Genomic DNA, 25,270 nt, shown 5'->3' with positions numbered 1-25,270 from the left:
CTCCACATGTGGAGCAGTAAATTGGTGCGCCGGGTCGCCCTTGCGGCCACCGCCGCCCTGGCGCTGACCGGCGTCGCCGCCTGCGGCGACGACGGCGACTCCGGCAACTCCGCCGGCGACAACAAGCAGATCACCATCGGCTACATGGCCTGGGACGAAGCCATCGCCGCCTCCTATCTCTGGAAGAACCTGCTGGAGGAGAAGGGCTACGACGTCGAGCTCAAGAACGTCGAGGCGGGGATCGTCTACCAGGGCCTGGCGACGGGGGACATCGACCTCTTCCTCGACAGCTGGCTGCCGCAGACCCACGCCGACTACATGAAGGAGTACGGCGACAAGATCGAGAAGGTCGGCGTCTGGTACGACAACGCCAGCCTGAGCATCGCGGTGCCGGAGTACGTCAGCGACGTCAACTCGCTGGAGGACCTGGCCGCCAACGCCGACGCCTTCGGCGGCGAGATCATCGGGATCGAGCCCGGTGCCGGCCTGACCGCCGCCACCCAGGACAAGGTCATCCCGGAGTACGACCTGGCCGACAAGCTCACCCTGAAGACGTCGTCGACGCCAGCCATGCTGGCCGCGCTGGACGGCGCGATCAAGGACCAGAAGCCGATCGTGGTGACCCTCTGGCACCCGCACTGGGCCTACGCGAACTACCCGCTGAAGGACCTGGCGGACCCGAAGGGCACGCTCGGCGGGGCCGAGGAGATCAACACGCTGGCCCGTGAGGGCTTCGGCGCGGACTTCCCCGAGGTCACCGAGATGCTGAAGAAGTTCAAGATGGACGACCAGCAGCTCGGCACGCTGGAGGACCTGATGTTCAACGTGCACAAGGACGACGAGGAGAAGGCCGTCGAGGAGTGGCTGAAGGCCAACCCGGACTACGCGGGCACGCTGGCCGTCAACTCCTGACCCGGCCTTGAGCGATCAGCCGTCGGTGGCGGGGTAGTTGGCCCCGCCACCGACGGCTCAACTACTTGTCGGGAGCGACGCCGCCGGAGTCCCGGATCGACAGGACGCCGGCCCGCCGGGCCCGCCACTCGGGGGCCAGCACCGACCAGACCTCCAGGTCGACGCGCCCCTGGGGCCCGGGCAACGTCTCCCGCAGGACACCGTCGCGGCGCATGCCCAGCCGGCGGGCCACCGCGATGCTGCGCGCGTTGCCAGCGTTGGTCCGCCACTCGACCCGGTGCAGCCCGCGTTCGACGAGCGCCCAGTCGACGATCCGCTCGACCGCCCTGGTCACCAGCCCCCGCCCCTCGGCGGCCGGTTCCAGCCAGCAACCCGCCTCGCACACCCCGGACGCCGCGTTGAGCGACACCAGCAGCACCCCGCCGACCAGTTTGCCGCCCGACCAGATCCCCCAGATCCCGCCGTCGTCGCGGGCCCATCGGTCCGCATAACGCTGGAGCACATGCCGCGCCCCGTCGAGGTCGGTGGCCACGAAGGACGGCGACACCCACGGCGCGATGTGCTCCCGCGACCGGTCCAGGTTGCCCAGGAACTCCTCGGCGTGCCACGGGTTCAGCGGTCGCAGCTCGGCGTCCTCAGTCAACGCAACGGCGAACATCAGAGCCCTCCGCCCCGCCGCATCGCCGGCATCGACGTTTGACGGAAGCCGAGCTCCCGGTAGAGCGGCTCCCCCTCCGCGCTGGCCTTCAGGTCGACCGTGCCCACCCCCCGGGCGGCGAACCACTCCAGCAGCGCGCCCAGGCAGGCCCGCGAGAAACCCCGACGGCGGTACGCCGGATCGGTCGCCACGTTGAAGACGTACCCGGACCGGCCGCTCGGATCCGCCGGTCCGCCGAGCCGCAGGTCGACCACGCCGACCGCGCAGGCGGCGAGCATTCCGGGTCGGCCCGGCGCATCCACCACGTAGGCGGCAAGATCGGCCTCCCGGTCCGGCAGCTGTCGCCGGAGCGTACGCAGAGCCGTGTGCTGCCATTCGCCGGGCTCCGGCGGCGCGCCGCTCATCGCACCCAGCATGACCGCCCGCAACCGGACCAGTTCCCGGGCGTCGTCCACAGTCGCCCGCCGTGCTCCACTCACCGACAGAGACTAGCCGCCCTCGCGACTCGGCCCCGACCGGCCGTCTCCCCTGCCGCCCGCTACCGGCCTGAGGCTCCGCACACCTTGAGGATCGTTGCGGACTCGGCAGCGACCGGGGCGGCACGACGGGCGAGTGGGCGGTGCGGGTCCGGCCGGGCCGGCAGAGGTCAGATCGGGCGGCGGCCGGCGAAGCCGCAGTCGGCACGGTGGTACCAGCGCACGTCGGTGTCCCCCTCCAGCCAGCACCAGAGCACCTGTCGGCCCTCGCGCTCACCCGGGAAGTCGAGCAACACCGGTGCCACGCTCTTGACCTCGATGCCGTGCTGCTGGATCTCGTCGAGGACCGCGTACAGCCGGGCCTCCAGGCCCTTGACCTCGGCCCGGCCGCCGAGTGCGCTGAGCCCGTGGCCGGCCAGGTCGGCCTGCAACTCGGCCAGGTCGGCCCGGACCCGGATCAGCTCGTCGATCCGGGGATGCAGGGTGGCTACCAGGTGCCGGGCCTGGGCGAGAGTGAACACCGCGCCAGTATGCGCCACCCCGATCACCTCACCGCCCCGCCCTCCGGCAAACCCGAAAGCACCCACCCCGTTGATCATGAGGTTGACGGCAGCTCAAAGATCAACTTCTGCCGCTAACCTCATGATCAACGCAGGAGTGGCGGGGCGGGGTGGGGTGGGGTGGGTTACTCGGCTTGGGCGGCCAGTTCGCGGGCGCGGTCGCGGGCGGCCTCCAGGGCGGCCAGCAGGGCGGCGCGTACGCCGTGGTTCTCCAACTCGCGGACGGCGGAGATGGTGGTGCCGGCGGGCGAGGTGACCGCCTCGCGCAGCTTCACCGGGTGCTCGCCGGAGTCGCGCAGCATCACCGCCGAGCCGATCGCGGTCTGCACGATCAGGTCGTGCGCCACCTGACGGGGCAGGCCGAGCAGGATGCCGGCGTCGGTCATCGCCTCGACCAGCAGGTAGAAGTAGGCCGGGCCGGAGCCGGAGAGAGCCGTCACTGCGTCCTGCTGCGTCTCGGGCACCCGGATGGTCGCGCCGAGCGGCTTGAACATCTCCTCGGCCAGCGCCAGGTGCTCGCCGGTGGCGTACGCGCCGGCCGAGATCGCGGTCATCGCCTGGTCCACCAGAGCGGGGGTGTTGGTCATCACCCGCACCACGGGGGTGCCCTCGGGCAGTCGGCGGCTGAAGAAGCTGCTGGGCAGGCCGGCGCAGAGCGAGATCAGCAGTTTGCCGGGCGGCACCTTGGGCCCGATCTCGTCCAACAGCCCGGCGGCGTCCTGCGGTTTCACCGATACGGCCAGCACCTCGGCCTCGTCCACGGCGGTGAGGTTGTCCACCACCCGTACGCCGTAGCGGGCGGCCAGTTCCTCGGCGCGGGCCGGGCGGCGGGCGGTGGCCAGCAGCCGGTCCACCGGCCAACCGGACCGCAGCAGCCCGGAGAGCATCAGCTCGCCGATCTTGCCCGCCCCGATCACCGCGACCGTGTGCACCCCGGCTGACACCTGGCGTACCCCCTTCGTGGGCCGGCGTCGCGGCGGGCCCGACGGCCCGACCGCGACGCCGGAACGACGATCAGCTACCGAAGAAGACCTCGGCCTCGGCGTACCGCTCCAGCGGAACGGTCTTCAGCTCGGCGGTGGCGTCGGCGAGCGGGACGCGGACGATGTTGGTGCTCTGCATCGCGACCATCTTGCCCCAGTCGCCCTCGTGGGCGGCGTCGATGGCCTGCAGGCCCAGCCGGGTGGCGAGCACCCGGTCGAACGCGGTGGGGGTGCCGCCGCGCTGGATGTGGCCGAGCACGACCGTGCGGGCCTCCTTGCCGGTCTTGGCCTCCAGCTGCTCGGCCAGCCACTGGCCGATGCCGCCGAGCCGCACGTGACCGAACGCGTCCAGCTCCTGGTTCTGCAGGACCATCTGGCCCTCCAGCGGCTGGGCGCCCTCGGCGACCACGACGATCGGGGCGTACTGGTGCTGGAAGCGCTTCTCGACGTAGCCGGCGACCTGCTCGACGTCGAAGTTGCGCTCGGGGAGCAGGATCACGTTGGCGCCGCCGGCCAGGCCGGCGTGCAGGGCGATCCAGCCGGCGTGCCGGCCCATCACCTCGACCACCAGGGTGCGGTGGTGGCTCTCGGCGGTGGTGTGCAGCCGGTCGATCGCCTCCATGGCGATGTTGACGGCGGTGTCGAAGCCGAACGTGTAGTCGGTCGCGCCGAGGTCGTTGTCGATGGTCTTCGGCACGCCGATGACGTTGACGCCCAGTTCGTGGAGCTTGGTGGCGACACCGAGGGTGTCCTCACCGCCGATGGCGATCAGGGCGTCGACACCCTGCGCCGCCAGGTTGTCCTTGATCCGCTCGACGCCGTTCTCGATCTTGAAAGGGTTGGTCCGGGAGGAGCCGAGGATCGTGCCGCCACGGGGCAGGATGCCGCGGACCTCCGCGATGCCGAGCGGGCGGGACAGCCCCTCGAGCGGACCTTTCCAACCGTCCTGGAAGCCTACGAACTCGTGGCCGTAGCTGGCGACGCCCTTACGGACCACCGCCCGGATGACCGCGTTGAGACCCGGGCAGTCGCCGCCGCCGGTGAGCACGCCGATACGCATGATCTGCTCATCCTCCTGGGGAGCATCTGGTCAAGCCCGATCAAGCCCCAGGATATGTGTCAGCGCGGACCCTCGGCACCGTTGCCGGCCCGGGGCGGGCCGTCCCTACAAACTGTAGTCGCCGCTCGGTACGGCCCACACCGCGCCCCACTACCGGTCAGTAGCCATCCTCCCGGTGATCGGCCGAAGACCCGCCGCTGGACGCCGCGCCGACCGGACCGATCAGCTCGACCTGACCGCCCCGGGCGTCCCAGCACCGCACGGCCGTGAGGTGCACGGCGACCAGCGTGAGCCCCGCCGTGGCCGGACCGTCCGGAAACCACGAGGCCAGTCCCGGGTGCCACAGCCGCTCGGCGCGTGCCTGGTCAGGGTCGTCCCGGGCGCTGCCGGTGATCGAGGCCCAGACCTGCGCCTGCGGGTCGTGCAGGCTCAGCTCGACCTCCGGGTTGACCCGCACCTGCCGGACGGCCGCCGAGCCCGCGTACGCGAAGAACCACAGTTGCCCGTCGAATTCCGCCCGTTGCAGCGTCATCGGCCGGCCCACCAGCCGACCATCGAGGGAGATCGTCGTCAGGGTGCAGATCCGCGCGGCCCGGATCAGCTCGGTGATCCGGGTCCGGGCCTGCCGGCCACCGATCACCCCGCCGCTCACGTCGATACTCCCCTGCGCCTGCCCACGCCGGCACTCCCTCGCCTCGGCCCGTCGGCGAACCCGGTGCCCGGGACAGCACGGGTCAAACCACCGAAATACCGAATCTCACGAACCGGTCATCGCCCGCCACCGGGCCAGGTTGTGCCGGGCGTCGACAAGCGCGTCGTGCCGGGCCGCCGCGGCGTTCGGCAGCGGGGGCCGACCCCGCTCGTCCCACAGCTGCCGCAGCTCCTTGGTGTACCGGGGGATCTCCCGGGGCAGCGCCGGCATCGCACCCCACAGCTGCGCCAAGGCCACGTGGTCGTACGCCGCGTACCAGGCCCACAGTTCCACCTCCTCGCCGGGGCGGCCCCGGATCGGCTCGACGAGGAAGTCGTACAGGTCATCGCGGATGCGCTCGCGGGACCGCCACGCCCGGTCGGCCGGGGAGGGCAGCTTGTCCAGCACGTTGCGGCGCACCCAGGGCACCGCCCGGGACGCGTCGAACTCGGTGGAGACCGCGTAGAACTCGCGGCCGTGCTCGTCGACGACGCCGATCGAGACCAGTTCGACGGTCCGGCCGTCCTCGATGAACTCACAGTCGTAGAAGTAGCGGTAGGCCATCGCGACCATCCTCGCGGACGGTCACCACGGCCCGTTCATCGGGTCGGCGGCACCGGGAGCGCTTCCATGGTCCGCCGAGAGGTCACGCCCCAGCTCGAACCGGTCACGGAAGTGATTTGAGGGGTGTACAGCACGCGACGGGACCGTCATGATCTGATGTGTTACCGCTGCCGGACGCCGCACGGGTGTCGGATCACCTCGTCAGGGCCGCCAGGCTCGCCCGGTGAGCGACTTGGGGTCCTTGACCGGGGAGGGGTGGGGCCGTGGAGATGCGCTTGCCGGAGCCGGGCGACGCGCTCACCGGCGTCGACATGTTCGCCGGGCTCGAACCGGAGGTACGCCAACGGGTGGTCGCCGCAGCGGTGCCCCGGACGTACCGCAAGGGTCAGCTGCTGTTCGTGGAGAACGACCCGGGCGAGTCGCTGATCATCCTGCGGCGGGGCGCGGTGGCCGTGTTCCGGACCGCACCCACCGGCGAACGGGCGATCCTGACCGTGATGCGTCCGCCGGACGTGCTCGGTGAGGTCTCCCTGCTGGACGCCTCGACCCGGTCGACCTCGGCCGAGGCGATCGAGGACACTGCCGCGCTGGCGTTGTCCCGGCCGGCGTTCATGGAGCTGGTGCACTCGAACGCGCGCATCCTCGACGCGGTGATGCGCTCCCTCGGTGCGTTGATCCGTCGGCTGACCGAGCAGAACGCCGACCACGTCTTCCTCGACCTGCCCGGCCGGGTGGCCAAGACGCTGGTCCGGCTCGCCGGCGAGAGCCAGGCTCCGATGATCACCATCGAGCTGAACCAGAGCCAGCTCGCCGAGATGGCCGGCGGCTCCCGGCAGAGCGTCAACCAGGCGATCGGGTCATTCGCCAACCGGGGATGGCTGCGTACCGAGGGTCGACGGATCGTGGTCACCGACGTGCCCGCGCTGCGCCGCCGCGCCGGCATGAACGAGCGCTGAGCGGCCCCCGCGCAGACGACAATGCGGGCGGGGCCGGGACGAACGTCCCGGCCCCGCCCGTCGTTGTTCGGTCAGGGCTTGGTGCTGCCCGGCCCGGCCCAGTCTGTGCCACCCGGTCCGGCCCAGTCCGTGCCGTCCTTGCCACCGCCGGGCACCTCGCCGACGATCCCCTGCGCCTGCAACTGCGCGAGGGTGGCGGCGTCCACGTCCACCGAGTCACCCGCGGAATGGGCGACCCCGTTACCGTCGGTCCAGTCGCTCTTCAGCATCACGTACACCATGGAGCTGTCCCCCTGATCAGCTGTCGACAAATCGGCTGCCTGAATCTAGCCGTTCCGGAACGCCGTGAGCTGCCCGGCTGAGTGTCCACAAACCAACAGCCCGGTACCCGACAGTGCGCCGGGCGGCGATACTCGATACTGCGCCCCGGCGCGTCGGGGGCCTGCCAGTGGAGGGTGTCATCGCCGCACAGTGTGACCGCTGTGGACGTACCGCCGCCGAGGGCGACCGCTTCTGCGGTGGCTGCGGCGCGGAACTCGGTGCCGTCTGCCCGCACTGCCTCCGCCCGCTCGCGCCGGACGTGGCCTTCTGCACCTCCTGCGGGTCACCCCGCGCCGGCACGGACCGGCCGGCGACCATCAACCAGGAGGATCGCCGCCGGGTCAGCGTGCTCTTCGTCGATCTGATCGACTTCACCCCGTACGTCGAACGGGCCGACCCGGAGCTGGTGCGCGGCATGCAGACCGGTTTCTTCTCCGCCGCCCGTCGGGTGGTCGGCCAGTACGGCGGGGTGGTGGAGAAGTACATCGGTGACGCGGTGATGGCGCTGTTCGGTGCCCCGATCGCCACCGAGACCGACGCGTTGCGGTGTGTGCGGGCCGGGCTGGAGTTGCAGCGGGTGCTGACCCGGTTCACTCCCACCGGTACCGACGGGCTGCGCTTCCGGGTCGGGGTGGCGACCGGGGAGGCGCTTGTCGACGTGGCCGCCGCCCGCGACGGCGGGCAGGCGATCGTGGCCGGTGACGTGGTCAACACCGCCTCCCGGTTGCAGTCGGCGGCGCCGCCCGGCGGCGTGCTCGTCGACGGTGCCACGCACGCGCTGACCCGCGACACCATCCGGTACGACGAGCAGCCCCCGGTCACCCTGCGCGGCCGGTCCGCACCGACCGAGGTGTGGCTGGCCCGGTCCGCGGTACGCCAGCAGCCCACCGACCGGGAGCCGGACACCACCCCGCTGATCGACCGGGAACACGAGCTGGGCATGCTGGTCAACGCCCTGCACCGCAGCCTGCGTGACCGTCGGCCCCAGGTGGTGACCGTCTTCGGCCGGGCCGGTATCGGCAAGAGCCGACTGGTCCGTGAGCTGCACCGGCATACCGGCCGGCTGGTGGACGAGCCACTGACCTGGCGGATCGGCCGGTGCCCGCCGTTCGGCGAGAACGTCACGTTCGCCGCGCTGGCCGACATCGTCAAGGCCGAGGCGGGCATCCTCGACACCGATCCCGCGGCCAGCGCCGCCCAACGGCTGGCCACCGCCGTGGGCGAACTGGTCGGCGTCGCCGAGCGGGACCGGGTGGCCGACGCGCTGCGGCCGCTGGTCGGGCTGGCCGGCACTCCGCTGCCGGCCGAGGAGGCGGAGTCGGCATGGCGGCGGTTCCTGCTGGCGCTCGCCGCCCGCCGCCCCACCGTGCTGGTCTTCGAGGACCTGCACTGGGCCGACGACGCGATGCTGCGCTTCGTGGAACTGCTGGGCGCGGCGGCCAGGGACGTACCGCTGCTGCTGCTGTGTACCGCCCGTCCCGAACTGGTCGACCGGGATCCGAGCTGGGCCGGGACGATCACCGGCTCGGTCACCATCGCCCTGCCGCCGTTGCGGGACACCGGCATCGCCGCGTTGTACGCGCACATGTTCGGCCAGGCCGCGTTCTCCGCCGACCTGCTGACCCCGCTGATCGAGGTGGCCGGCGGCAATCCGCTCTACGCCCACGAGTACGTCCGGATGCTGATCGAGCAGGGGGCGCTGCGGCAGTCCGGGCGTGGCTGGTCGTTGGAGAAGCACCTGGACCTGCCGATGCCGGAGAGCGTGCACGCGGTCATCGCCAACCGGGTCGACCTGCTCGACGCCAAGGACCGGGCGGTGCTGCTGGCCGCAGCGGTCGTCGGGGTGCAGTTCTGGCCGGGCGCGGTGGCCGCCGCCGTCGGGCAGCCGGTGGAGTCCGTCGAGCGTGCCCTGCGCCGGCTGGAGCAGCGGGACTTCGTCCACGAGCAGGCCGCCTCCACGATGGCCGGTCAGCCGGAGTACCGATTCCGGCACGTCCTGGTCCGCGACGTGTGCTACCAGCGGCTGCCCCGTACCGAGCGGGTGGCCCGGCACGAACGCACCGCCGACTGGTTGGACACGCTGTCGCAGAGCCGGGACACCGACCTGGCCGAGGTGCTGGCCCACCACCGCTGGGCGGCGCACGAGATCGCCCGTTCGCTGGGCATGGAGACCCTCCGCTACGCCGCGCCGGCCCGGGCCGCGCTGCACCGGGCGGCGCGCCGGGCGTACGCGCTGCACGGGCTGGACGCCGCCGCCAGCCACGCCGCCCGCGCGCTCGGCCTGGCCGACGACTCCGATCCGGTGGGCCGGCTCCAGTTGGAGCTGCTCAGCACCGAGATCTCGTTCCACCGCGACGGCAACGCCTTCCTCTCCAGCGGCGGGCCGGAGCAGGTGCAGGCGCTCGCCGAGCGGCTGCTCGCGTACGGCGACGAGGCGTGCGCGGCGCGGGCCTGGACACTGCTCGGCCAGGCGGCGTGGCTGCGGGCCGACCGGTCGGCGGCGCTGGCCTGCCTGGACCGGGCGGTACGGCTGTTCGAGCCGCTACCGGACAGCGCGCAGAAGGCCGACGCCTTCGCCGAGTTGGGGCGGCTGCACATGCTCAACTACGAGCGTGACCCGGCCGTGGCGGCGGCGGACACGGCAGCGGAGATCGGCGAACGACTCGGGCTGACCGAGACCCGCACCAACGCCCGGATCACTGCGGCCACCGCCCGTTACCAGGCCGGCGACCGTGCCGGGCTCGACGAGTTGTACAGCATCGTGGAGTTCAGCCGGACAGGCCAACTGCTCGCCCTGCCCCGGGCCACCCAGAACCTCGCCTACGCGGTTCGCGAGGAGGGCGACTGGCTACGCTCCGACGCCCTGCTCTCGGCGGCGCCGGCCCGCACCGCGAGCGGGCAGACCCTGACCACCAGCTACTCGGGCGAGGCGATGCGGGCCTGGTTCGAGGGAGACTTCGGCCGGCTGCTCGCCGCCGCCGAGGCGTTCGTGGACACCCCGACCGGCAGCTGGGACATGCAGGTACGCGGCCTGCGGTCGTGCCTGCTGGTGCTGCGTGGCCAGCCGGTGCCGCCGGGCCCACCCGCCGACGGGGCGCCGACCGGGACACCGCCGCGCGACGACGTGGCCGCCGCGTTGGACATCGCGCGACGCAGCGGCTTCCACCGGCTGCACTGGACGATGCTCGCGATGGGGGCGTTGTGCCGGGCGGTACAGGGGCGCCTCGACGAGGCCGCCGCGCTTGTCGACGAGCTGGCCGAGTCGTGGACGGCGGTGCCGGCGCTGGCCAGCGGCGAGTGGATCGCCGCGGCCAGCTGGGCGGCGTGCCTCACCGGACGCAAGCCCGCCGCCCGGATACGCGCCATGCTCGACCAGGTCGGTCACCGTACGCCCTGGTCGGAGGCGGCGCTGCGGACGGTGACCGGCGCGCTGGCCGGGGCCGACGACAACCACCGGCACGCCGCCGAGTTGCACCTGGCCGCCGCCGAGACCTACGCCGGTATCCCCGACGTCACCGACCGGATGCTGGCACTGACCTTCGCGGTACGCGAACTGACCTGCGCCGGTGACCTCGCGGCGGCCGACGCGCCTCTGGCCGAGCTGCGCGCCTTCGCCCACCGCAACGGCGCACCGGGCCTGCTCGCTCTGGCCCAGCCGCCAGCCGACACCGCGCAGATCCTCGCCTCCTGACCGGCCACACCCTCGCCCGGCCCGCCCTCCCCGGCGGGCCCCTCAGGCCGCGACAGGTGTGGCGGGCGGGGTTGTCGCGGTGGGCGGGGTCTTGAGCTGCTGGGCGTAGACGTCGACGTACTCGCGACCGGAGAGTTCCATCAACTCGTACATGATCTCGTCGGTGACCGCGCGCTCGACGAACCGGTCACCGGCCAGCCCGGCGTAACGGGAGAAGTCCAGCGGCGGGCCGAAGCGGATCCGGACCCGCGCCAGGTTCGGGATGAGCTGCCCGGGCGGCTGGATCTCGTCCAGGTTGAGCATCACCACCGGCACGACCTGCGCACCGCTCTCCAGCGCCAGCCGGGCCACTCCGGTCTTGCCCCGGTAGAGCCGGCCGTCGGGAGAGCGGGTGCCCTCCGGGTAGATGCCGGCGATGCCGCCGGCCCGCAGCACCTTCAGCTGGGTGTCCAGCGCGGCGCGGGCGGCCCGGCCGCCGGTGCGGTCCACCGGGATGGTGCCGGTGCCGGTGAAGAACATCTTGGTCAGCCAGCCCTTGATCCCCTTGCCGGTGAAGTACTCCGCCTTGGCCACGAAGGTGACCTTGCGCGGCACGATCAGCGGCGTGAAGATCGAGTCCGAGAAGGAGAGGTGGTTGCTGGCCAGGATGACCGGGCCGGTCGCCGGTACGTGGTGCAGGCCCTCCACCTGCGGCCGGAAGATGAGCCGCAGCAGCGGGCCGAGCAGCACGTACTTCAGCAGCCAGTAGAGCACCGGCATCCTCTCCCCAGGTGTTTGGTCACCGCGGACCGCGCCGGGTCGGGTGATCGTGGCACGAGCCTACGAACCGACGGCCAGCCGCGGCAACGGACGCTCGGCCCGAAATCACCCGTCACGTTCGGTGTTCGCCCCTCCCCCTCCGTACCTCCCTTCTCCGTCCTTTGCTCTGCTTCAACCCACGCAACAGTGACTTTCCGTGCCGGCTGTCAGCCGGAGCCTGGCTTCCGCTGGCGCCATCCCACCTGGTCAGGCGGCTGTGCGTGGGTTGAAGCAGAGCAAAGGCGGCGGTGGGTAGGTGGGGGCCGAGGCGGCTCCTGTAACGCTGGGTGACCATCACCGAGGGTCGTAGCCTGGCAGAGTCGCCTGGCAGACAAGCGGTGCGACAGTGACGGCTGTGGCCATCGGCCGGGCCCGGTGACCGTACGCCGCGCCACAAGGCACTCCCCGAACCCACCCTCGACGTGTCACGATTCAGGGCACGGGGCGTGCGGGGGCGCGCCGAGGGGCTGCGGGGCGCGCCGGTGGCGCGATGAGGAGGATGGTCGGTGTCAGCGGGTGGGGCCCGCCGGGGACGGCGGGACAACGGTCTCGACGCGAGCGAGTACGCCATCGCCGGCGACGTGGATCCGCGCGTCGGCGAGCACCTGCTCGACGTGCTGGCCGCCGGCGGGATCGCCGCCTACCTGCAACCATCGGCCGACCTGAACCCGGTCACCCGTACCACCACCGTGCCGCCCCGACCAGTGGACCGGCTCTACGTGGACCGCTCGCACCTGAGCACCGCCCGGGACTACCTCAGCCAGCTCGCCGACGAGACCGGCGACGCCCGCGCCAGCGAGGAGCCGGACATCGACGCCGAGTGGGAGCGGATCATCGCCGGCTTCCACGCCCCGCTCGGCTCCGGCGACCATCCGTGGCCCGCCGCCGAGAACGTGGACGACCCGGCCGGGCGGGGCGGTGGCACAGCCACCGCCACCCGACCCGGCACCGAGGAGCCCGGCCCCACCGCCACCGACGTACGCCGACTGCCGTACGCCGCCGACATCTCCGGCGTCTCGGTGGGACGTGGCCCCCGCGACGGGGAGGGGCCGTCGCTGCTGGACGGCCTGGACACCTTCGGCGCGGAGCTGCCCGACGACCCGGACGACGACGAGCGCTACGTACCGCCGCCGCCACCACCGCTGCCCCGGGTGTCGAAGTTCGCGCTGGCCGGCATCCTCGCCGTGCTGCTCGGCTTCGTGCTGTTCCTTTTTCCCGATCTGCTCCCCGTCGACCAGGGCATCGTGACGCTGCTCGGCTTCACCGGCATTCTCGCCGGTTTCGTCACGCTGGTGTGGCGGCTGCGGCCCGGCGACGCCGACGACCGAGACCCGGACGACGGCGCCGTCGTCTGAGTCACCGCGCAGGGTAGCCGTCCGGATACCGGGACGGCGACCGCCCGTGCCGACGCGCGTAACAGTGGTGTAACTTACTGTCAGTAGGAATACCGCAGTACGTCACGTCACCCGCCGACTGCCCGGTTGTTCCTTCCTCGTGGCGGTCACTCCCCTGCTGATCGGAATGCCCGAGATGCGACAGAGTTCCCTCGTGGTGGTGGCCAACCGCCTACCCATCGACGACAGCGTGGCCCCCGACGGCGCCTGCGAGTGGCGGCGCAGCCCTGGTGGGCTGGTCAGCGCGCTGCACCCGCTGCTGCGCCACACTCCCGCCACCTGGGTCGGCTGGGCCGGCGGCACCGGTCCCGCGCCCGCCCTGCCCGACATCGACGGAGTACGGATGCGCTCCGTGCCGCTCAGCGGTGAAGACCTGCGCGACCACTACGAGGGTTTCGCCAACGCGACCCTCTGGCCGATCTATCACGACGCGGTCGAGCAGCCCCAGCACCACCGGCGCTGGTGGGACGCCTACCAACGGGTCAACCAGCGGTTCGCCGAGGCCACCGCGCAGGTGGCCGAGCCCGGCGCGGTGGTCTGGGTGCAGGACTACCACCTGCAACTGGTACCGGGGCTGCTCCGCGCCCTCCGGCCCGACCTGCGCATCGGCTTCTTCCTGCATGTGCCCTTCCCCCCGCCGGAGCTGTTCATGCAGTTGCCCCGCCGGGCCGAACTGCTACGCGGAATGCTCGGCGCCGACCTGGTCGGCTTCCAGCGCGCCCAGGCGGCGCACAACTTCGCCCAGTTGGTGACGAAGGTGCTGGGGCTGCCGGCCACCGACCGACGGGTCGGCGTCGAGGACCGGGTGGTGCGCATCGGCGCGTTCCCGGTGTCGATCGACACTGTCGAGATGGCGGCGTTGGCCGACCGCCCGGACGTGGCCGACCGGGCACACCGGCTGCGTCACGACCTGGGCAGCCCCGACCAGGTGATCCTCAGCGTCGACCGGATGGACTACACCAAGGGCATCGAGCAGCGGCTCAAGGCGTACAGCGAGTTGCTGGCCGGTGGGCACGTCAAGGTCCGCGACACGGTGCTGGTGCAGGTGGCGGTGCCGAGCCGGGAGCGGGTCAGCCAATACCAGATCCTCCGGGACCGGGTGGAGCGCGAGGTCGGGCGGATCAACGGCGAGTTCGGCCGGGTGGGTGAGCCCGCCATCCACTACCTCACCCAGCCGTTCGATCGCGCCGAGTTGGCCGCGCTCTACCGGGTCGCCGACGTGATGGCGGTGACCCCGTTGCGCGACGGGATGAACCTGGTCGCCAAGGAGTACGTCGCCGCCCGGGTCGACGACAGCGGCGCGCTGCTGCTGAGCGAGTTCGCCGGGGCCGCCGCCGAACTGCCGCAGGCGTACCTGGTCAATCCGCATGACCTGGAAGGGCTCAAGCAGGGTCTGCTCGCCGCGTTGCGCGCCGACCCCGCCGACGTACGGGAACGGATGCGATCAATGCGTGCGTACCTGCACGAGCACGACATCCGGGCCTGGGCTCGCTCCTACCTGTCCACGCTGGACCAGAGCGGTTCGATGCTCACCCGCCTCGGCGGCGGCTGAGACCGGCCGTCGGGCACACCCGCGACGCCTCAGCCGAGGTCGTCGCGGGCCGGGTCCTTGACCAGCCAGTCGAGGATCGCGTCGATCGGCTCCCGCCACCTGGCATCGAGCATCAGGTCGTGACCCATGCCGGGAAAGAGCAGCGGAGCCGAACCGTACCGCCGCGCGGCGCGGGTCAGCGCGGCGGCCGGCACCACCCGGTCGTCCGGGCTACCCAGTACCAGCACGGGCGGATCACCCACCGCCGGCTCCGGATCGGCGCCGGTCAACAGCTGCCACTGGGCCCGCCGGGCCGCCCGCCCCAGCCGCCCGGCGTACCGCCGGGCGTCGGCGTCGGGCAGCTCACCACTGAACAGCTGCCGGCGATTCAGCCGCAGCCCGGCGCCGAACACTGCCGGCAGGGTACCGAGCGGGTTGCGGCGCAACGCGGCGCCGAACGTCGCCCAGCCGCCGAACACCGGCGCCACCAGCACCGCTGCCCGAGCCGGATAGCGGGCCATGGCGTGCGCGACCACCAGGGCCCCGGCGCCGTGCCCCACCAGCACCGCCCGGCGCGGCAGGCTCGCCGCCACCTGGACCACGTCGTGCGCGTACGCCCGCAGGGTCGCCTCCGGGGCCGGCTCGCTGGCGCCGTGCCCGCGCAGGCTCACCGCGTAGGCACCGAAGCCGCGGGCGGCGACGTGTCCGAGCCAGTTCTCCGCGTACGCCCACGCGCCATGGCCGAAGCCGGGTACGAACAGCAGCGGCGGCCGCCCCTCCTCCAACTCCGGGACGGCGCTGAGCACCTCACGCCGGACCGGGCGCACCGGCCGCGCCCACTCTAAGCTGCGCATCACCCGCTCGGTCACTTGCTCTCCAGCTCGCGTAGGGCGCGCTCCAGCGCGCGCAGATAGTCGGCGTGCCCGACCTCGAACCAGTGCCGGGTCGAATCCTTCACCTGTCCCGAGTAGCGCTCGCCGGCCCCGGCGCGTACCCGGGCGGCGAAGGCCGCGGCCCGCTCCAGTCGGCTGACGCGCAACCGCAGCAACCGGGCGACGAGCACGGCCTGCCAGTGGGCCAGGGTGAAGATGCCGGAGTCCGGTTGGAGCAGCCCGGTCACCGCGAGCGTGGGATGGTCCGGTACGAGGGCGTTGAGCCACAGCCGGGGCCGGCCCACCCCCTCGTCGTCGCCGAGGATCTTGCCGTCGAGGAACTCGAAGCGCGGCAGGTAGCCGGTGGCGAAGACGACAAGTTCCGGGTCGACCTGCCGGCCGTCGGTCAGCTCCACCGAGTGCGGGTGGAAACGCTCGATGTCCGGCACCGGAGTGATCGCGCCGTGACCCACGTGGTAGACGAGCAGGCTGTTGGCGATCGGGTGGGTCTCGTACACCCGGTGGTCCGGCTTCGGCAGGCCGAAGCGGGTCAGGTCGCCGACGGTCAGTCGTAGTGTCCGGTGGTAGAGCCACTGCCGTACCCGCAGCGGCACCCGCAGCGCCAGCAGCAGGTCGTTCACCTGGTCGGCGGGGCGACCGAAGACGTACTTCGGGGCGTACCAGTAGCCGCGGCGGGTGGAGTGCCAGCAACGCGACGCCTGCTGGGCGGCTTCCACGGCGATGTCGCAGCCGGTGTTGCCGGCGCCCACCACCAGCACCCGCTTGCCCCGCAGCTGCGCCGAATCCTTGTACGACGCGGCGTGCATGACCTCGCCCCGGAACTGCTCCAGCCCTTCGTAGCGGGGCAGCTTCGGTGACCAGTTGTGCCCGTTGGCGATCACCACGGCGGCGTACCGGGAGGTGCGCTCGGGGCCGTAGCCGCCGGTGCTGCGGGTGGTGACGTCCCACCGGTCGTCGCCGACCGGCTCGACCCGCACCACCTCGGTGCCGAACCAGATGTGCCGGCGCAGGTCGAAGTGGTCGGCGTAGCGCTCGAAGTACGACAGCAGCTGACTGTGGTGCGGGTAGTCGGGCCAGTGGTCGGGCATCGGGAAGTCGGGGAACTGGGTGAACGGCCGCGACGAGATCAGGTGGGTGCTGGCGTACACCGGGCTGCGGTCGTGCCGCCAGTTCCAGGCGCCACCGACTCCGGTCTCGCGTTCGTAGCAGTCGACCCCGAAGCCGTGCTCGGCGAGGTTCTTGACGGCGGTCAGGCCGCTGGCACCGGCGCCGATGACGCAGACGGTGTCGCCCCGGTCGGAGACCGGGCGGCCGTCGTGGCCGCGGGCGAGCGTGGTCGTCTCCGGATCTGGCCGGCCGGGCTCGGTGGAGGTGGGCACCGGGGGATCTCCTTCGTCTCGGCACGAATGCCGGGTCGCGCGAAATCCTCTCCACAACGGAGCGGGATGTCCAGCCCGGCGGACGGCCGTCTCAGGCGGTGGCGGGCACCAGCAGGTCGACCAGGACCGGGAAGTGGTCGCTGGCCCGTCGGGTCAGCGGGGTGTCCACCACGTCGTAGTCGACCACGGTGATCCGCGCGTCGACGAACAGTGCGTCGATGCGCCGTCGGGGCTCGGCGCACGAGTAGGTGAGCCGATCGGTCCGGGCGGCCGCCACCGCCGCGTCGGTCAGCCCGTCGGCCACGGTGCGCCACGCCGGCCCGTCCGGCTCCTCGTTGAGGTCGGCGGCGGCGATCACCGGGTGGGGTGCGGCGGTCAGGTCCCGCTTGAACAGCTCGGCCTGTCCGGGACGCTCCGCCGGATCGGTGGACAGGTGCGACCCGGCCACCGTGAACCGGGCCGAGGCGCCCACCCGGCAGTCGGCGTACGCGGCGCCGCGCAGGTGCCGGCCCGGGGTGAGCGGAAAGCGCCGGCAGCGGGTCGCGGTCACCCGCACCCGGAGGCTGGTCAACACCAGGTTGCCCAGCGACGGCAGCCCACCGGCGGCGACCACCAACCCGAACGACTCGGCCAGCGCGGCGGACTTCTCCCGCCACCGGAACCGGCGCGGTCCCTCCTGGACGATGACCACGTCCGGTGCCGCCTCGCGCACCACCGTGGCCAGCGCGGCGGTGTCGTCGCGCTGGCCGTGGACGTTGTACGACAACACGCGCAGCGGGACACCGGGCTCCGTCACCGGAGGCGGTGTCGAGGACACCGGCACCGCTAGATCCGCCGGGCCAGGTCGGCGGCCCCGATGACCCCGGCGGAGTTGCCGAGCTCGGCTGGCCGGATCTCGGCCACCGGCAGCCGGCTGCGCTGCGCCAGCGCCTCGGTGAACGAGCGACGGGTGGGGCCCATCAGCAGGTCACCGGCGTCGATGACGCCGCCACCGACGACCAGGATCTGCGGGTCGAGGATCTGCGCCATGTCCGCCAGGCTGGTGCCGAGCCAGCGGCCGACCTGCGCGAACGCCTCGGCTGAGACCGGATCGCCCCCCTTTGCGGCGGCGGTGACCATCGGGCCGGTGATCGCTTCGGCCTCACCGTCGGCCAACTCCAGCAGGGCGGCGGCCCGGTGCGGCTCCTGCCGGGCGGCGGCCCGGGCGAACCGGACCAGGGCGCTGCCACTGGCGTACTGCTCGATGCAGCCGAGTCGGCCGCAGCCGCACTGGTGGCCGTCGGGAACGGTGAGCATGTGGCCCAGTTCGGCGGCGATGCCGTGGGCACCGCGGACCAACTCACCGCCGAGCACGATGCCGCCGCCGACGCCGGTGCCGATGGTGAACATGACCATCGAGTCGTCGGCGTGGCGGGCGGCGCCGTAGCGGAACTCCGCCCAGGCCGCCACGTTGCCGTCGTTCTCGACGATGACCGGCAAGCCGACCGCCGCGCTGACGTACGCCCGCAGCGGCTCGTCCCGCCAGGCCAGGTTGGGGGCGAAGAGCACTGTGGAACGGCTGGCGTCGATCCAGCCGGCCGCACCGATGCCGACCGCCTGGATGTCATGACCGGCGCTCAGTTCGGCGACGAGTTCGATGATGACGTCGCGGGTCTTGCCGACGTCGTCGGCGGGGGTGTCCCGTCGGGTCTGCACGAGGACCGTGCCGGTGTCGTCGACGACACCGCCGGCCACCTTGGTGCCACCGACGTCGACTCCGATGGTCAGCGTCACCGCTGCCACTCCCCTCTGCTGTGCCACCCCGCGCACACCTGCCCTCGCCGGTGGTGCTGCGGGTCGTCCGTGATCAGGCCCCGTCGCCTGGTGCGCCCTGCCGCCCGCCGGGCACGGTACGGCCGTCCGGCGCGGGCTCGTCACCCGGCGCGGGTTCGCCGTCGGGTACCCGGGAGGCGGGCACCACGCGATGCTCGGTCGGCGTCCGGCGTCCGGCCGGTGCGACCGGCCCGGCGGCATCGACGGGCGCGGCGGCCGGGACGGCGACGTCCTCCGCCCGGGTCGCGGCGGACCAGACGTCCCGCTCCGGTGCCGGCTGAGAATCATGCCCGGTCCGGGTCGCCTCGCGCCACACGTGGTCGCCGTACGGATCGGTGGAGGCGGTGGCGGTGGCATCGGCGGCGGGCCCCGGCGGTGGTGCCGCGCCCGCCCCGGCCGGCGGCTCGGCCGGGGCGAAGGCGCGCAGGAAACTCGCCAGGCCAGCGGCCAGATCCCCGGCACCGGTGGCCAGTCGCTCGGCGAACTCGGGGCTCGGGTCACGCAACGCGGCGATGCCCCGGCAAACCGGGCAGACACAGCATTCGGCCGCACCGGTGGCGAAACCCGCCCCGGCGTCAGCGGAGGCCGCACCCGGAACGTCGTTGTGACCGAGGACACCAGTCACGATCCCGCCGAGCGGGCCCAGCGGCACCGCCGCCGGGTTGGCGGCGGCCAACCGTACGGTGGCCAGCAGAGTGGCGACCAGCCGCTCCGCTTCTTCCCGGGCCGTACCCGGATCTGTCGCACCCATGCTGGGCTCCTCTACCGCGGCGACCGGGTCGCCAGCTGCGTCACTGCGCCGCACCGGATGCTTCTACCCGGCGCTTGAGCTGCTTCAACGCGGCATCCATGATCATTTTTTCGGCCTTGCGACGGAACATGCCGAGCATCCCGACCGCGAGCTCCACCTCCAGCGTGTAGGTCACGGTGGTACTCCCGTCGGCGTTGGCCTCCAGGTCGTACGCGCCCCGCTGCGCCCGCTGCATCTTCGACGGGGCCACCAGGTGCCACTCGATCCGGGACAGGTCTTCGGCGTAGGCGTATGCCAGCACGTACTCGTCGGCCATCACGGTGGCATCGAGCACGAAACGGACCTGGCTGGCGTAACCGTCCTCGTACTCCTCGATCACCTCCGCCGCACGGACCGCGTCGGTCCACTCCGGGTAGCTCGGGAAGTCACAGATGACCGCGGCCACCCGGTCCGGTGACGCGCCGATGATGATCGACTGGGTGGAGGAGTCCGCCATGCTGGGAGGCTACCGTCCGGTGACCCCCCGCGCGCCGCGCCGCCCACCTGCGGTGTGCTCCCGGTCGACCGGGCGGGTAGGTTTCGACAGAGCCACCGGCGCAGGTGGCGGCCCGACCAGGTCCCGTGAGCACGAGGGAGTGCAGGTGCGCGAGTTCACCGTTCCGCCGATCGTCACCGTCGGCGATTCGGCCAACCTCACCGATCCGGTCTGGGACAACGCCGAGACCGCGCCCGACGCGGTGCAGTTCGCCCGCCGCGACGCGGCGGGGGGCTGGACCGACGTGACCTGCCGGCAGTTCCGCGACGAGGTGGCCGCGGTCGCGCGCGGGCTGGTCGCCGCCGGTGTGCAGCCGGGCGACCGGGTGGCGCTGATGAGCCGCACCCGTTACGAGTGGACGCTCGTCGACTACGCCATCTGGGCGGCCGGTGCGGTCACCGTGCCGATCTACGAGACCTCCAGTGCCGAGCAGGCGGCCTGGATCCTGGGCGACTCCGGCGCGGTGGCCGTCGTGCTGGAGACCACCGCGCACGCCACGCTGGTGGCCGGCGTCCGGGACCAGCTGCCCGCCCTGGCCCACGTCTGGCAGATCGACCTGGGTGGCGTGGACGACCTGGTGACCGCCGGCGCGGAGGTGGAGCCAACCGAGATCGATCGCCGCCGCGCGGCCCTGCGTTCCTCGGACGTGGCGACCATCATCTACACCAGCGGCACCACCGGCCGGCCCAAGGGCTGCGTGCTGACCCACCGCAACATGTACGCCGACATCGCCAACGCCGTCCCGGTGCTGCCGAACCTGTTCGGGCCGAACGCCTCGACCTTGCTGTTCCTGCCGCTCGCGCACGCCTTCGCCCGGCTCATCCAGATCGGCGTGGTGCAGGCCCGGGCGACCATGGCGCACTGCTCGGACACCAAGAACCTGGTCGCCGAGCTGCAGGACTTCAAGCCGACCTTCGTGCTCTCGGTGCCCCGCGTCTTCGAGAAGGTCTACAACGGCGCCAAGCAGAAGGCCGAGGCCGGCGGCAAGGGCAAGATCTTCGCCCGGGCCGAGGCGGTCGCCATCGCGTACAGCGAGGCGCTGGAGACGCCCGGCGGGCCCGGCCTGGCGCTCCGTGCCCAGCACGCGCTCTTCGACCGGCTGGTCTACAGCAAGCTGCGGGCCGCGCTCGGCGGGCGCTGCCGCGACGCGATCTCCGGCGGCGCGCCACTCGGCGCCCGGCTCGGCCACTTCTTCCGGGGCATCGGCGTGACGGTCTGCGAGGGCTACGGCCTGACCGAGACCTCTCCCGCCGCCTCGGCCAACCTGCCCGGATTCACCCGGATCGGCACGGTCGGCCGGCCGCTGCCCGGTGTGACCATCCGCATCGCCGACGACGGCGAGGTCCTCGTCTCCGGTGATCTCGTCTTCCAGGGGTACTGGCACAACGACGCGGCCACCGCCGAGGCGCTCACCACCGACGGCTGGTTCCGCACCGGCGACCTGGGCTCGCTCGACGGTGACGGATACCTGACCATCACCGGCCGCAAGAAGGAGATCATCGTGACGGCCGGCGGCAAGAACGTCGCACCGGCCGTGCTGGAGGACCAGGTTCGGTCGCACCGTCTGGTCAGTCAGTGCGTCGTGGTGGGCGACCGGCAGCCGTTCATCGCCGCACTGGTCACCCTGGACGAGGAGGCCCTCCCGGGCTGGCTGGAGTCGGCCGGTCTACCGGCGGACACCGGGATCGAGGAACTGCGTCAGCACGAGGGGCTGCGCGCGGAGATCCAGGCTGCGGTGGACCTGGCCAACGAGTCGGTCTCCAAGGCCGAGGCGATCAAGGTGTTCCGGGTGCTGCCGCGCGACTTCACCGAGGCGACCGGGGAGTTGACCCCGTCGCTGAAGGTCAAGCGCCAAGTCGTGCACAAGACGTACGCGGCGGAAATCGCCGACATCTACCGCGGCTGACTACCATCCGTCACGTGCCCGCCTCCACATCCGCCCTGGCCCGCTCGCACCCGCTCGCCGCGGCGGCGCGCGTCGTCGTGCTCACGCTGGTCGCCGTCCTGACGCTGTTCGCCACCCGCGACGTCACCCAGCTGTGGTGGATCGTGCTGCTGGCGCTGGCCGGGCTACCGGCGATGCTGGCCCCCCAGCACCGGCTCGTCGGTCCACTCAGCCGGGTGGCGGAGGTGGTGGTGCTCGGCCTGGCGGCCAGCCAGGTCGCCGCGGTGGCCACCGTCGGCGGCCACATCGGCGGGCTGGGTGCCTCCGCGGTGCTGCCCTATCTCGCGGTGCCGGTGACGGTCACGGCGCTGCGTCGCCGATTCCGTGAGGGTGCGGCGCTGATCGCCGTGACCGCCGGCACTCTGCTTGTCGCCGGCGCGGTCACCGAGGTCGGCGGGGTTCGGCAGCTCAGCCAGCCCGGGTATCTCGCCGTCTGCGCGCAGTGGCTGATCCTGGCCGCCCTCGGTCTCTACGCCGCCGGCACCCTGCACCGGGTCATGCAGGCCCGCCACGACAGCAAACCCCAGCCGTACGCCGAGGCGACCCGGCTGCTGACCCAGCTGCGTACGGTGGCCCGCCAACTGCCCGGCGCCACGCTGGACCCGGGCGGCATCTCCGAGCATCTGTTGGAGGAACTGCGCACGGTGGCCCGTACCGACCGGGGCGCGGTGCTCTCCGCCAGCGGTGGTGGCCGGCTGGTGGTGCTCGCTCAACTCGGTGCGGACCGGGTCGACTGGGAGACCACCATCGACGCGGACTCGGCCATCGCCGACGCCTGGGCCAGCCAGCAGTCGCAGACCTCGGCCCGTTCGCAGTCCCGCTCGCACCGGGGCGGAGAGGTCTCGGCACTGATCGTGCCGCTGGTAGCCGGGTTGCGCACGGTGGGTCTGGTGGTGCTGGAGACGGACACGGCGCACGCGTACCCGCCACCGGTGGTGGCCCAGGTGACCGGGCTGACCGGCCCGGCCGCGCTGCGTCTGGAGGCCGCGCTGCTCTTCGACGAGGTGCGCTCGCTGGCCACCAACGAGGAACGGCAGCGGCTGGCTCGGGAGATCCACGACGGGGTGGCCCAGGAACTGGTGATGGTGGGCTACGGCATCGACAACGCCCTGGCCACCGTGCACGACGACGCCGAGGAGACCGCCGAGTCGCTGCGCCTGCTGCGCCACGAGGTGACCCGCGTGATCACCGAGCTGCGGCTGAGCCTGTTCGAGCTGCGCAGCGAGGTGGACCGGCACGGTGGCCTGGCCGCCGCGATCGCCGAGTACGCCCGCACCGTCGGCGCCTCCGGCGGACTGCGGGTGCACCTGTCGCTGGACGAGTCGACAGCCCGGCTGCCCGCCGCGACCGAGGCCGAGTTGCTGCGCATCGCGCAGGAGGCGGTCACCAACGCCCGCAAGCACGCCGGCGCGGCCAATCTCTGGGTCACCTGCGAGGTGGACCCACCCTACGCGCAGATCGAAGTGTCGGATGACGGTCACGGCATAGGTGACCAGCGCTCGGACGGGCACTATGGTCTTGCGATCATGGCCGAGAGAGCGGAACGTATCCGGGGCCGGTTGGAGATCAGGCCGCGGCAGCCGAGCGGGACGACCGTCGCGGTGGTGGTCGGTTCACCGCCCCGGCGCGATAACGTTCGCGGTAGCGCCGCCGCTGCAGAAGGGGAGTAAGCCGAGGATGACCACAAGCCCGACACCGGCAACCCGTACCAAGGTCCTCCTTGTCGACGATCACGATTTGATCCGCAAGGGCCTGCGGCACGCCTTCGAGCGCGACCGGCAGTTCGAGGTCGTCGGCGAGGCGGCCACGGCGGCGGAGGGCGTCCGGCAGGCCGGTGCCCTGCAGCCGGACGTGGTGATCATGGATCTGCGGCTGCCCGACGGCAGCGGCCTGGAGGCCACCCGGGCGCTGCGCAAGTCCAGCTCGTCGATGGGCATCGTGGTGCTCACCATGTACGCCGGCGACGACCAGCTCTTCGGTGCCCTGGAGGCCGGGGCCAGCGCGTTCGTGCCGAAGACCGCGCCGGCCGACGAGGTCGTCGCCGCCGCCCGGCACGCCGCCTCCTCGCCCAGTGCCTTCACCGCCGCCGACCTGGCCGAGGCGATGAAGCGTCGGCTCGCCCCGTCCGGCCCGCAGCTGTCCCCCCGCGAGGGTCAGGTGCTGCGGCTGCTCGCCGACGGAATGAGCGTCGCCGGCATCGCCAAGCAGCTGTTCGTCAGCGAGTCGACCGCCAAGACCCACATCTCGAAGCTCTACGAGAAGCTCGGCGCGGCCAACCGGGCGCAGGCGCTGATGACCGCGCTGCGGCTCGGTCTGCTTGAGGCACCGGACGCGCCGAAGTTCTGACCGGCGCGGCACGACGGGGATCCGTGTCCCGCCACGGCGGGGCACGGATCTTCGCATTCATCGCCCTCCGACACGAACGGCTATGGCCTCCCTTGGGAAAGCGGGGCAGAATACCCGCCGGGGCGCCGTCGCCCCCGTGGGCGTGCGAAGGGGTGAGGGCATTGCAGCGGCCGGACTGGGCACCCGAGACAATCGATGTCGAACGTCCCAGCGTCGCCCGCATGTACGACTACTACCTCGGCGGCTCACACAACTTCGCCGTGGACCGGGCGACCGCCCGCGCGATGGTGGCGGCGGTGCCGCAGGCGCCGCTGATGGCCCAGGCCAACCGTGCTTTCCTGCGCCGGGCCGTGCAGTTCCTCACCGACGCCGGCATCCGGCAGTTCCTGGACATCGGCTCTGGCATCCCCACGGTGGGCAACGTGCACGAGATCGCGCAGTTGCACGCCCCCGACTCGCGGGTGGTCTACGTCGATGTCGACCCGGTCGCCGTGGCGCACAGTCGGGAGATCCTGGCGGGCAACGACCGCACGGCGGTCATTCAGGAGGATCTGCGCCAACCCGACCGGATCCTGGCCCATCCCGACGTCCGCGCGATGCTCGACTTCTCCCAGCCGATGGCCGTGCTTGTGGTGGCGGTGCTGCATTTCGTCTCCGACGACGACCGACCGGCCGAGGTGCTGCGGACCCTGCGGGCGGCACTGGCTCCCGGCAGCTACCTGGTCCTGTCCCAGGCCAGCGACGACGGCCGGGACGAAGCCGAGCGGGCCGAGGCCGAGGAGGTCTACCGGCGCACCGACAGCCCGCTGTGGGTACGCAGCAGAGCCGAGCTGACCGGGTTCTTCGACGGCTTCGAGCTGGTCGAGCCCGGCGTGGTGTGGGTGCCGCAGTGGCGTCCGGAAACCCCGGAGAGCGCCGAGGACGCCGAACGGGCGGTGTTCCTCGGCGGGGTCGGGCGCCTCGGTGGGTGAGCCGCCGGACGGCCAGCCCTGCGTCGGCGTGTTCGCCCGCGCC

At 72.2% G+C, this 25,270-nt stretch carries 24 protein-coding genes; 9 read left to right on the top strand and 15 right to left on the bottom strand.

Going from position 1 to position 25,270, the window contains the following annotated elements; genetic code table 11:
* Positions 1-6 precede the first annotated feature (6 nt).
* Entirely contained in the window at positions 7-912 is a 906-nt protein-coding gene (locus KBX50_RS23370) for a glycine betaine ABC transporter substrate-binding protein (RefSeq protein WP_210939802.1), read from the top strand.
* A gap of 61 nt (positions 913-973) precedes the next feature.
* Here KBX50_RS23370 and KBX50_RS23365 read toward each other — a convergent pair whose 3' ends face one another.
* The 7 genes from KBX50_RS23365 to KBX50_RS23335 form a co-directional block, all read right to left on the bottom strand.
* On the bottom strand, positions 974-1,570 hold the full coding sequence (locus KBX50_RS23365; RefSeq protein WP_210939798.1) for a GNAT family N-acetyltransferase: 597 nt from the start codon (positions 1,568-1,570) through the stop codon (positions 974-976).
* Positions 1,570-2,049, bottom strand: a complete 480-nt coding sequence (locus KBX50_RS23360) for a GNAT family N-acetyltransferase (RefSeq protein ID WP_210939797.1) — start codon at positions 2,047-2,049, stop codon at positions 1,570-1,572. The genes KBX50_RS23365 and KBX50_RS23360 overlap by 1 nt, the downstream gene beginning before the upstream one ends.
* 167 nt (positions 2,050-2,216) lie before the next feature.
* On the bottom strand, positions 2,217-2,567 hold the full coding sequence (locus KBX50_RS23355; protein ID WP_204007960.1) for a DUF2203 domain-containing protein: 351 nt from the start codon (positions 2,565-2,567) through the stop codon (positions 2,217-2,219).
* A 164-nt stretch (positions 2,568-2,731) separates the two neighbouring features.
* Positions 2,732-3,550, bottom strand: a complete 819-nt coding sequence (gene proC / locus KBX50_RS23350) for a pyrroline-5-carboxylate reductase (protein WP_210939795.1) — start codon at positions 3,548-3,550, stop codon at positions 2,732-2,734.
* Positions 3,551-3,620: 70 nt separating this feature from the next.
* Entirely contained in the window at positions 3,621-4,649 is a 1,029-nt protein-coding gene (locus KBX50_RS23345; protein ID WP_093401195.1) for a 6-phosphofructokinase, read from the bottom strand.
* A gap of 157 nt (positions 4,650-4,806) precedes the next feature.
* On the bottom strand, positions 4,807-5,301 hold the full coding sequence (locus tag KBX50_RS23340; RefSeq protein ID WP_210939794.1) for a pyridoxamine 5'-phosphate oxidase family protein: 495 nt from the start codon (positions 5,299-5,301) through the stop codon (positions 4,807-4,809).
* A 105-nt stretch (positions 5,302-5,406) separates the two neighbouring features.
* Positions 5,407-5,904: a polyadenylate-specific 3'-exoribonuclease AS gene (locus tag KBX50_RS23335; protein WP_210939793.1), complete on the bottom strand. Its 498-nt coding sequence runs from the start codon at positions 5,902-5,904 to the stop codon at positions 5,407-5,409.
* A gap of 263 nt (positions 5,905-6,167) precedes the next feature.
* Here KBX50_RS23335 and KBX50_RS23330 point away from each other — a divergent pair, with 263 nt between their 5' ends.
* On the top strand, positions 6,168-6,860 hold the full coding sequence (locus KBX50_RS23330; protein WP_093401197.1) for a Crp/Fnr family transcriptional regulator: 693 nt from the start codon (positions 6,168-6,170) through the stop codon (positions 6,858-6,860).
* 71 nt (positions 6,861-6,931) lie between these two features.
* Here KBX50_RS23330 and KBX50_RS23325 read toward each other — a convergent pair whose 3' ends face one another.
* Positions 6,932-7,141 (bottom strand): hypothetical protein, encoded by a 210-nt coding sequence (locus tag KBX50_RS23325; RefSeq protein WP_210939792.1) that lies wholly within the window; start codon positions 7,139-7,141, stop codon positions 6,932-6,934.
* A 167-nt stretch (positions 7,142-7,308) separates the two neighbouring features.
* Here KBX50_RS23325 and KBX50_RS23320 point away from each other — a divergent pair, with 167 nt between their 5' ends.
* A complete protein-coding gene (locus KBX50_RS23320; protein WP_210939790.1) occupies positions 7,309-10,872 on the top strand; it encodes an adenylate/guanylate cyclase domain-containing protein in 3,564 nt (1,187 codons plus the stop codon).
* Positions 10,873-10,914: 42 nt separating this feature from the next.
* On the opposite strand, the gene KBX50_RS23315 is transcribed toward KBX50_RS23320, so the two are convergent.
* A complete protein-coding gene (locus KBX50_RS23315; protein ID WP_210939788.1) occupies positions 10,915-11,625 on the bottom strand; it encodes a 1-acyl-sn-glycerol-3-phosphate acyltransferase in 711 nt (236 codons plus the stop codon).
* 551 nt (positions 11,626-12,176) lie between these two features.
* Between KBX50_RS23315 and KBX50_RS23310 the strand changes: the two genes are divergently transcribed.
* Both KBX50_RS23310 and KBX50_RS23305 read left to right on the top strand, forming a co-directional pair.
* On the top strand, positions 12,177-13,025 hold the full coding sequence (locus KBX50_RS23310; RefSeq protein ID WP_210939786.1) for a DUF308 domain-containing protein: 849 nt from the start codon (positions 12,177-12,179) through the stop codon (positions 13,023-13,025).
* Between the two features lie 175 nt (positions 13,026-13,200).
* On the top strand, positions 13,201-14,616 hold the full coding sequence (locus KBX50_RS23305) for a trehalose-6-phosphate synthase (RefSeq protein ID WP_210939785.1): 1,416 nt from the start codon (positions 13,201-13,203) through the stop codon (positions 14,614-14,616).
* A 29-nt stretch (positions 14,617-14,645) separates the two neighbouring features.
* Here KBX50_RS23305 and KBX50_RS23300 read toward each other — a convergent pair whose 3' ends face one another.
* From KBX50_RS23300 to KBX50_RS23275, 6 genes are all read right to left on the bottom strand, one after another.
* Positions 14,646-15,449 (bottom strand): alpha/beta fold hydrolase, encoded by an 804-nt coding sequence (locus KBX50_RS23300; protein WP_247674292.1) that lies wholly within the window; start codon positions 15,447-15,449, stop codon positions 14,646-14,648.
* An 11-nt stretch (positions 15,450-15,460) separates the two neighbouring features.
* On the bottom strand, positions 15,461-16,867 hold the full coding sequence (locus tag KBX50_RS23295) for an NAD(P)/FAD-dependent oxidoreductase (protein WP_210939783.1): 1,407 nt from the start codon (positions 16,865-16,867) through the stop codon (positions 15,461-15,463).
* A gap of 91 nt (positions 16,868-16,958) precedes the next feature.
* The gene (locus KBX50_RS23290) at positions 16,959-17,663 is read right to left on the bottom strand and encodes an endonuclease/exonuclease/phosphatase family protein (RefSeq protein ID WP_210939782.1); all 705 of its coding nucleotides are present in this window, start codon (positions 17,661-17,663) and stop codon (positions 16,959-16,961) included.
* A 29-nt stretch (positions 17,664-17,692) separates the two neighbouring features.
* Complete coding sequence (locus KBX50_RS23285; RefSeq protein ID WP_093401202.1) at positions 17,693-18,640, bottom strand: ROK family glucokinase; 948 nt, start codon at positions 18,638-18,640, stop codon at positions 17,693-17,695.
* Positions 18,641-18,713: 73 nt separating this feature from the next.
* A complete protein-coding gene (locus tag KBX50_RS23280) occupies positions 18,714-19,430 on the bottom strand; it encodes a hypothetical protein (RefSeq protein WP_247674276.1) in 717 nt (238 codons plus the stop codon).
* Between the two features lie 40 nt (positions 19,431-19,470).
* Complete coding sequence (locus KBX50_RS23275) at positions 19,471-19,926, bottom strand: SRPBCC family protein (protein ID WP_210939781.1); 456 nt, start codon at positions 19,924-19,926, stop codon at positions 19,471-19,473.
* A gap of 145 nt (positions 19,927-20,071) precedes the next feature.
* Here KBX50_RS23275 and KBX50_RS23270 point away from each other — a divergent pair, with 145 nt between their 5' ends.
* The 4 genes from KBX50_RS23270 to KBX50_RS23255 all read left to right on the top strand — a co-directional run bounded on the left by KBX50_RS23270 (position 20,072) and on the right by KBX50_RS23255 (position 25,227).
* Entirely contained in the window at positions 20,072-21,871 is a 1,800-nt protein-coding gene (locus KBX50_RS23270) for a long-chain fatty acid--CoA ligase (RefSeq protein ID WP_210939780.1), read from the top strand.
* 14 nt (positions 21,872-21,885) lie between these two features.
* On the top strand, positions 21,886-23,580 hold the full coding sequence (locus KBX50_RS23265) for a histidine kinase (RefSeq protein WP_210939779.1): 1,695 nt from the start codon (positions 21,886-21,888) through the stop codon (positions 23,578-23,580).
* Positions 23,581-23,587: 7 nt separating this feature from the next.
* On the top strand, positions 23,588-24,256 hold the full coding sequence (locus KBX50_RS23260; RefSeq protein ID WP_200209675.1) for a response regulator transcription factor: 669 nt from the start codon (positions 23,588-23,590) through the stop codon (positions 24,254-24,256).
* A gap of 161 nt (positions 24,257-24,417) precedes the next feature.
* A complete protein-coding gene (locus tag KBX50_RS23255; RefSeq protein ID WP_093401205.1) occupies positions 24,418-25,227 on the top strand; it encodes an SAM-dependent methyltransferase in 810 nt (269 codons plus the stop codon).
* Positions 25,228-25,270: the final 43 nt, after the last annotated feature.

The sequence above is a fragment of the Micromonospora sp. C51 genome, from assembly GCF_018070435.1.
In the GTDB taxonomy this organism is placed as follows: domain Bacteria; phylum Actinomycetota; class Actinomycetes; order Mycobacteriales; family Micromonosporaceae; genus Micromonospora; species Micromonospora sediminimaris.
Note: the sequence above shows the minus strand (reverse complement) of the source record. Positions and strands in the feature narration are given on the sequence as shown.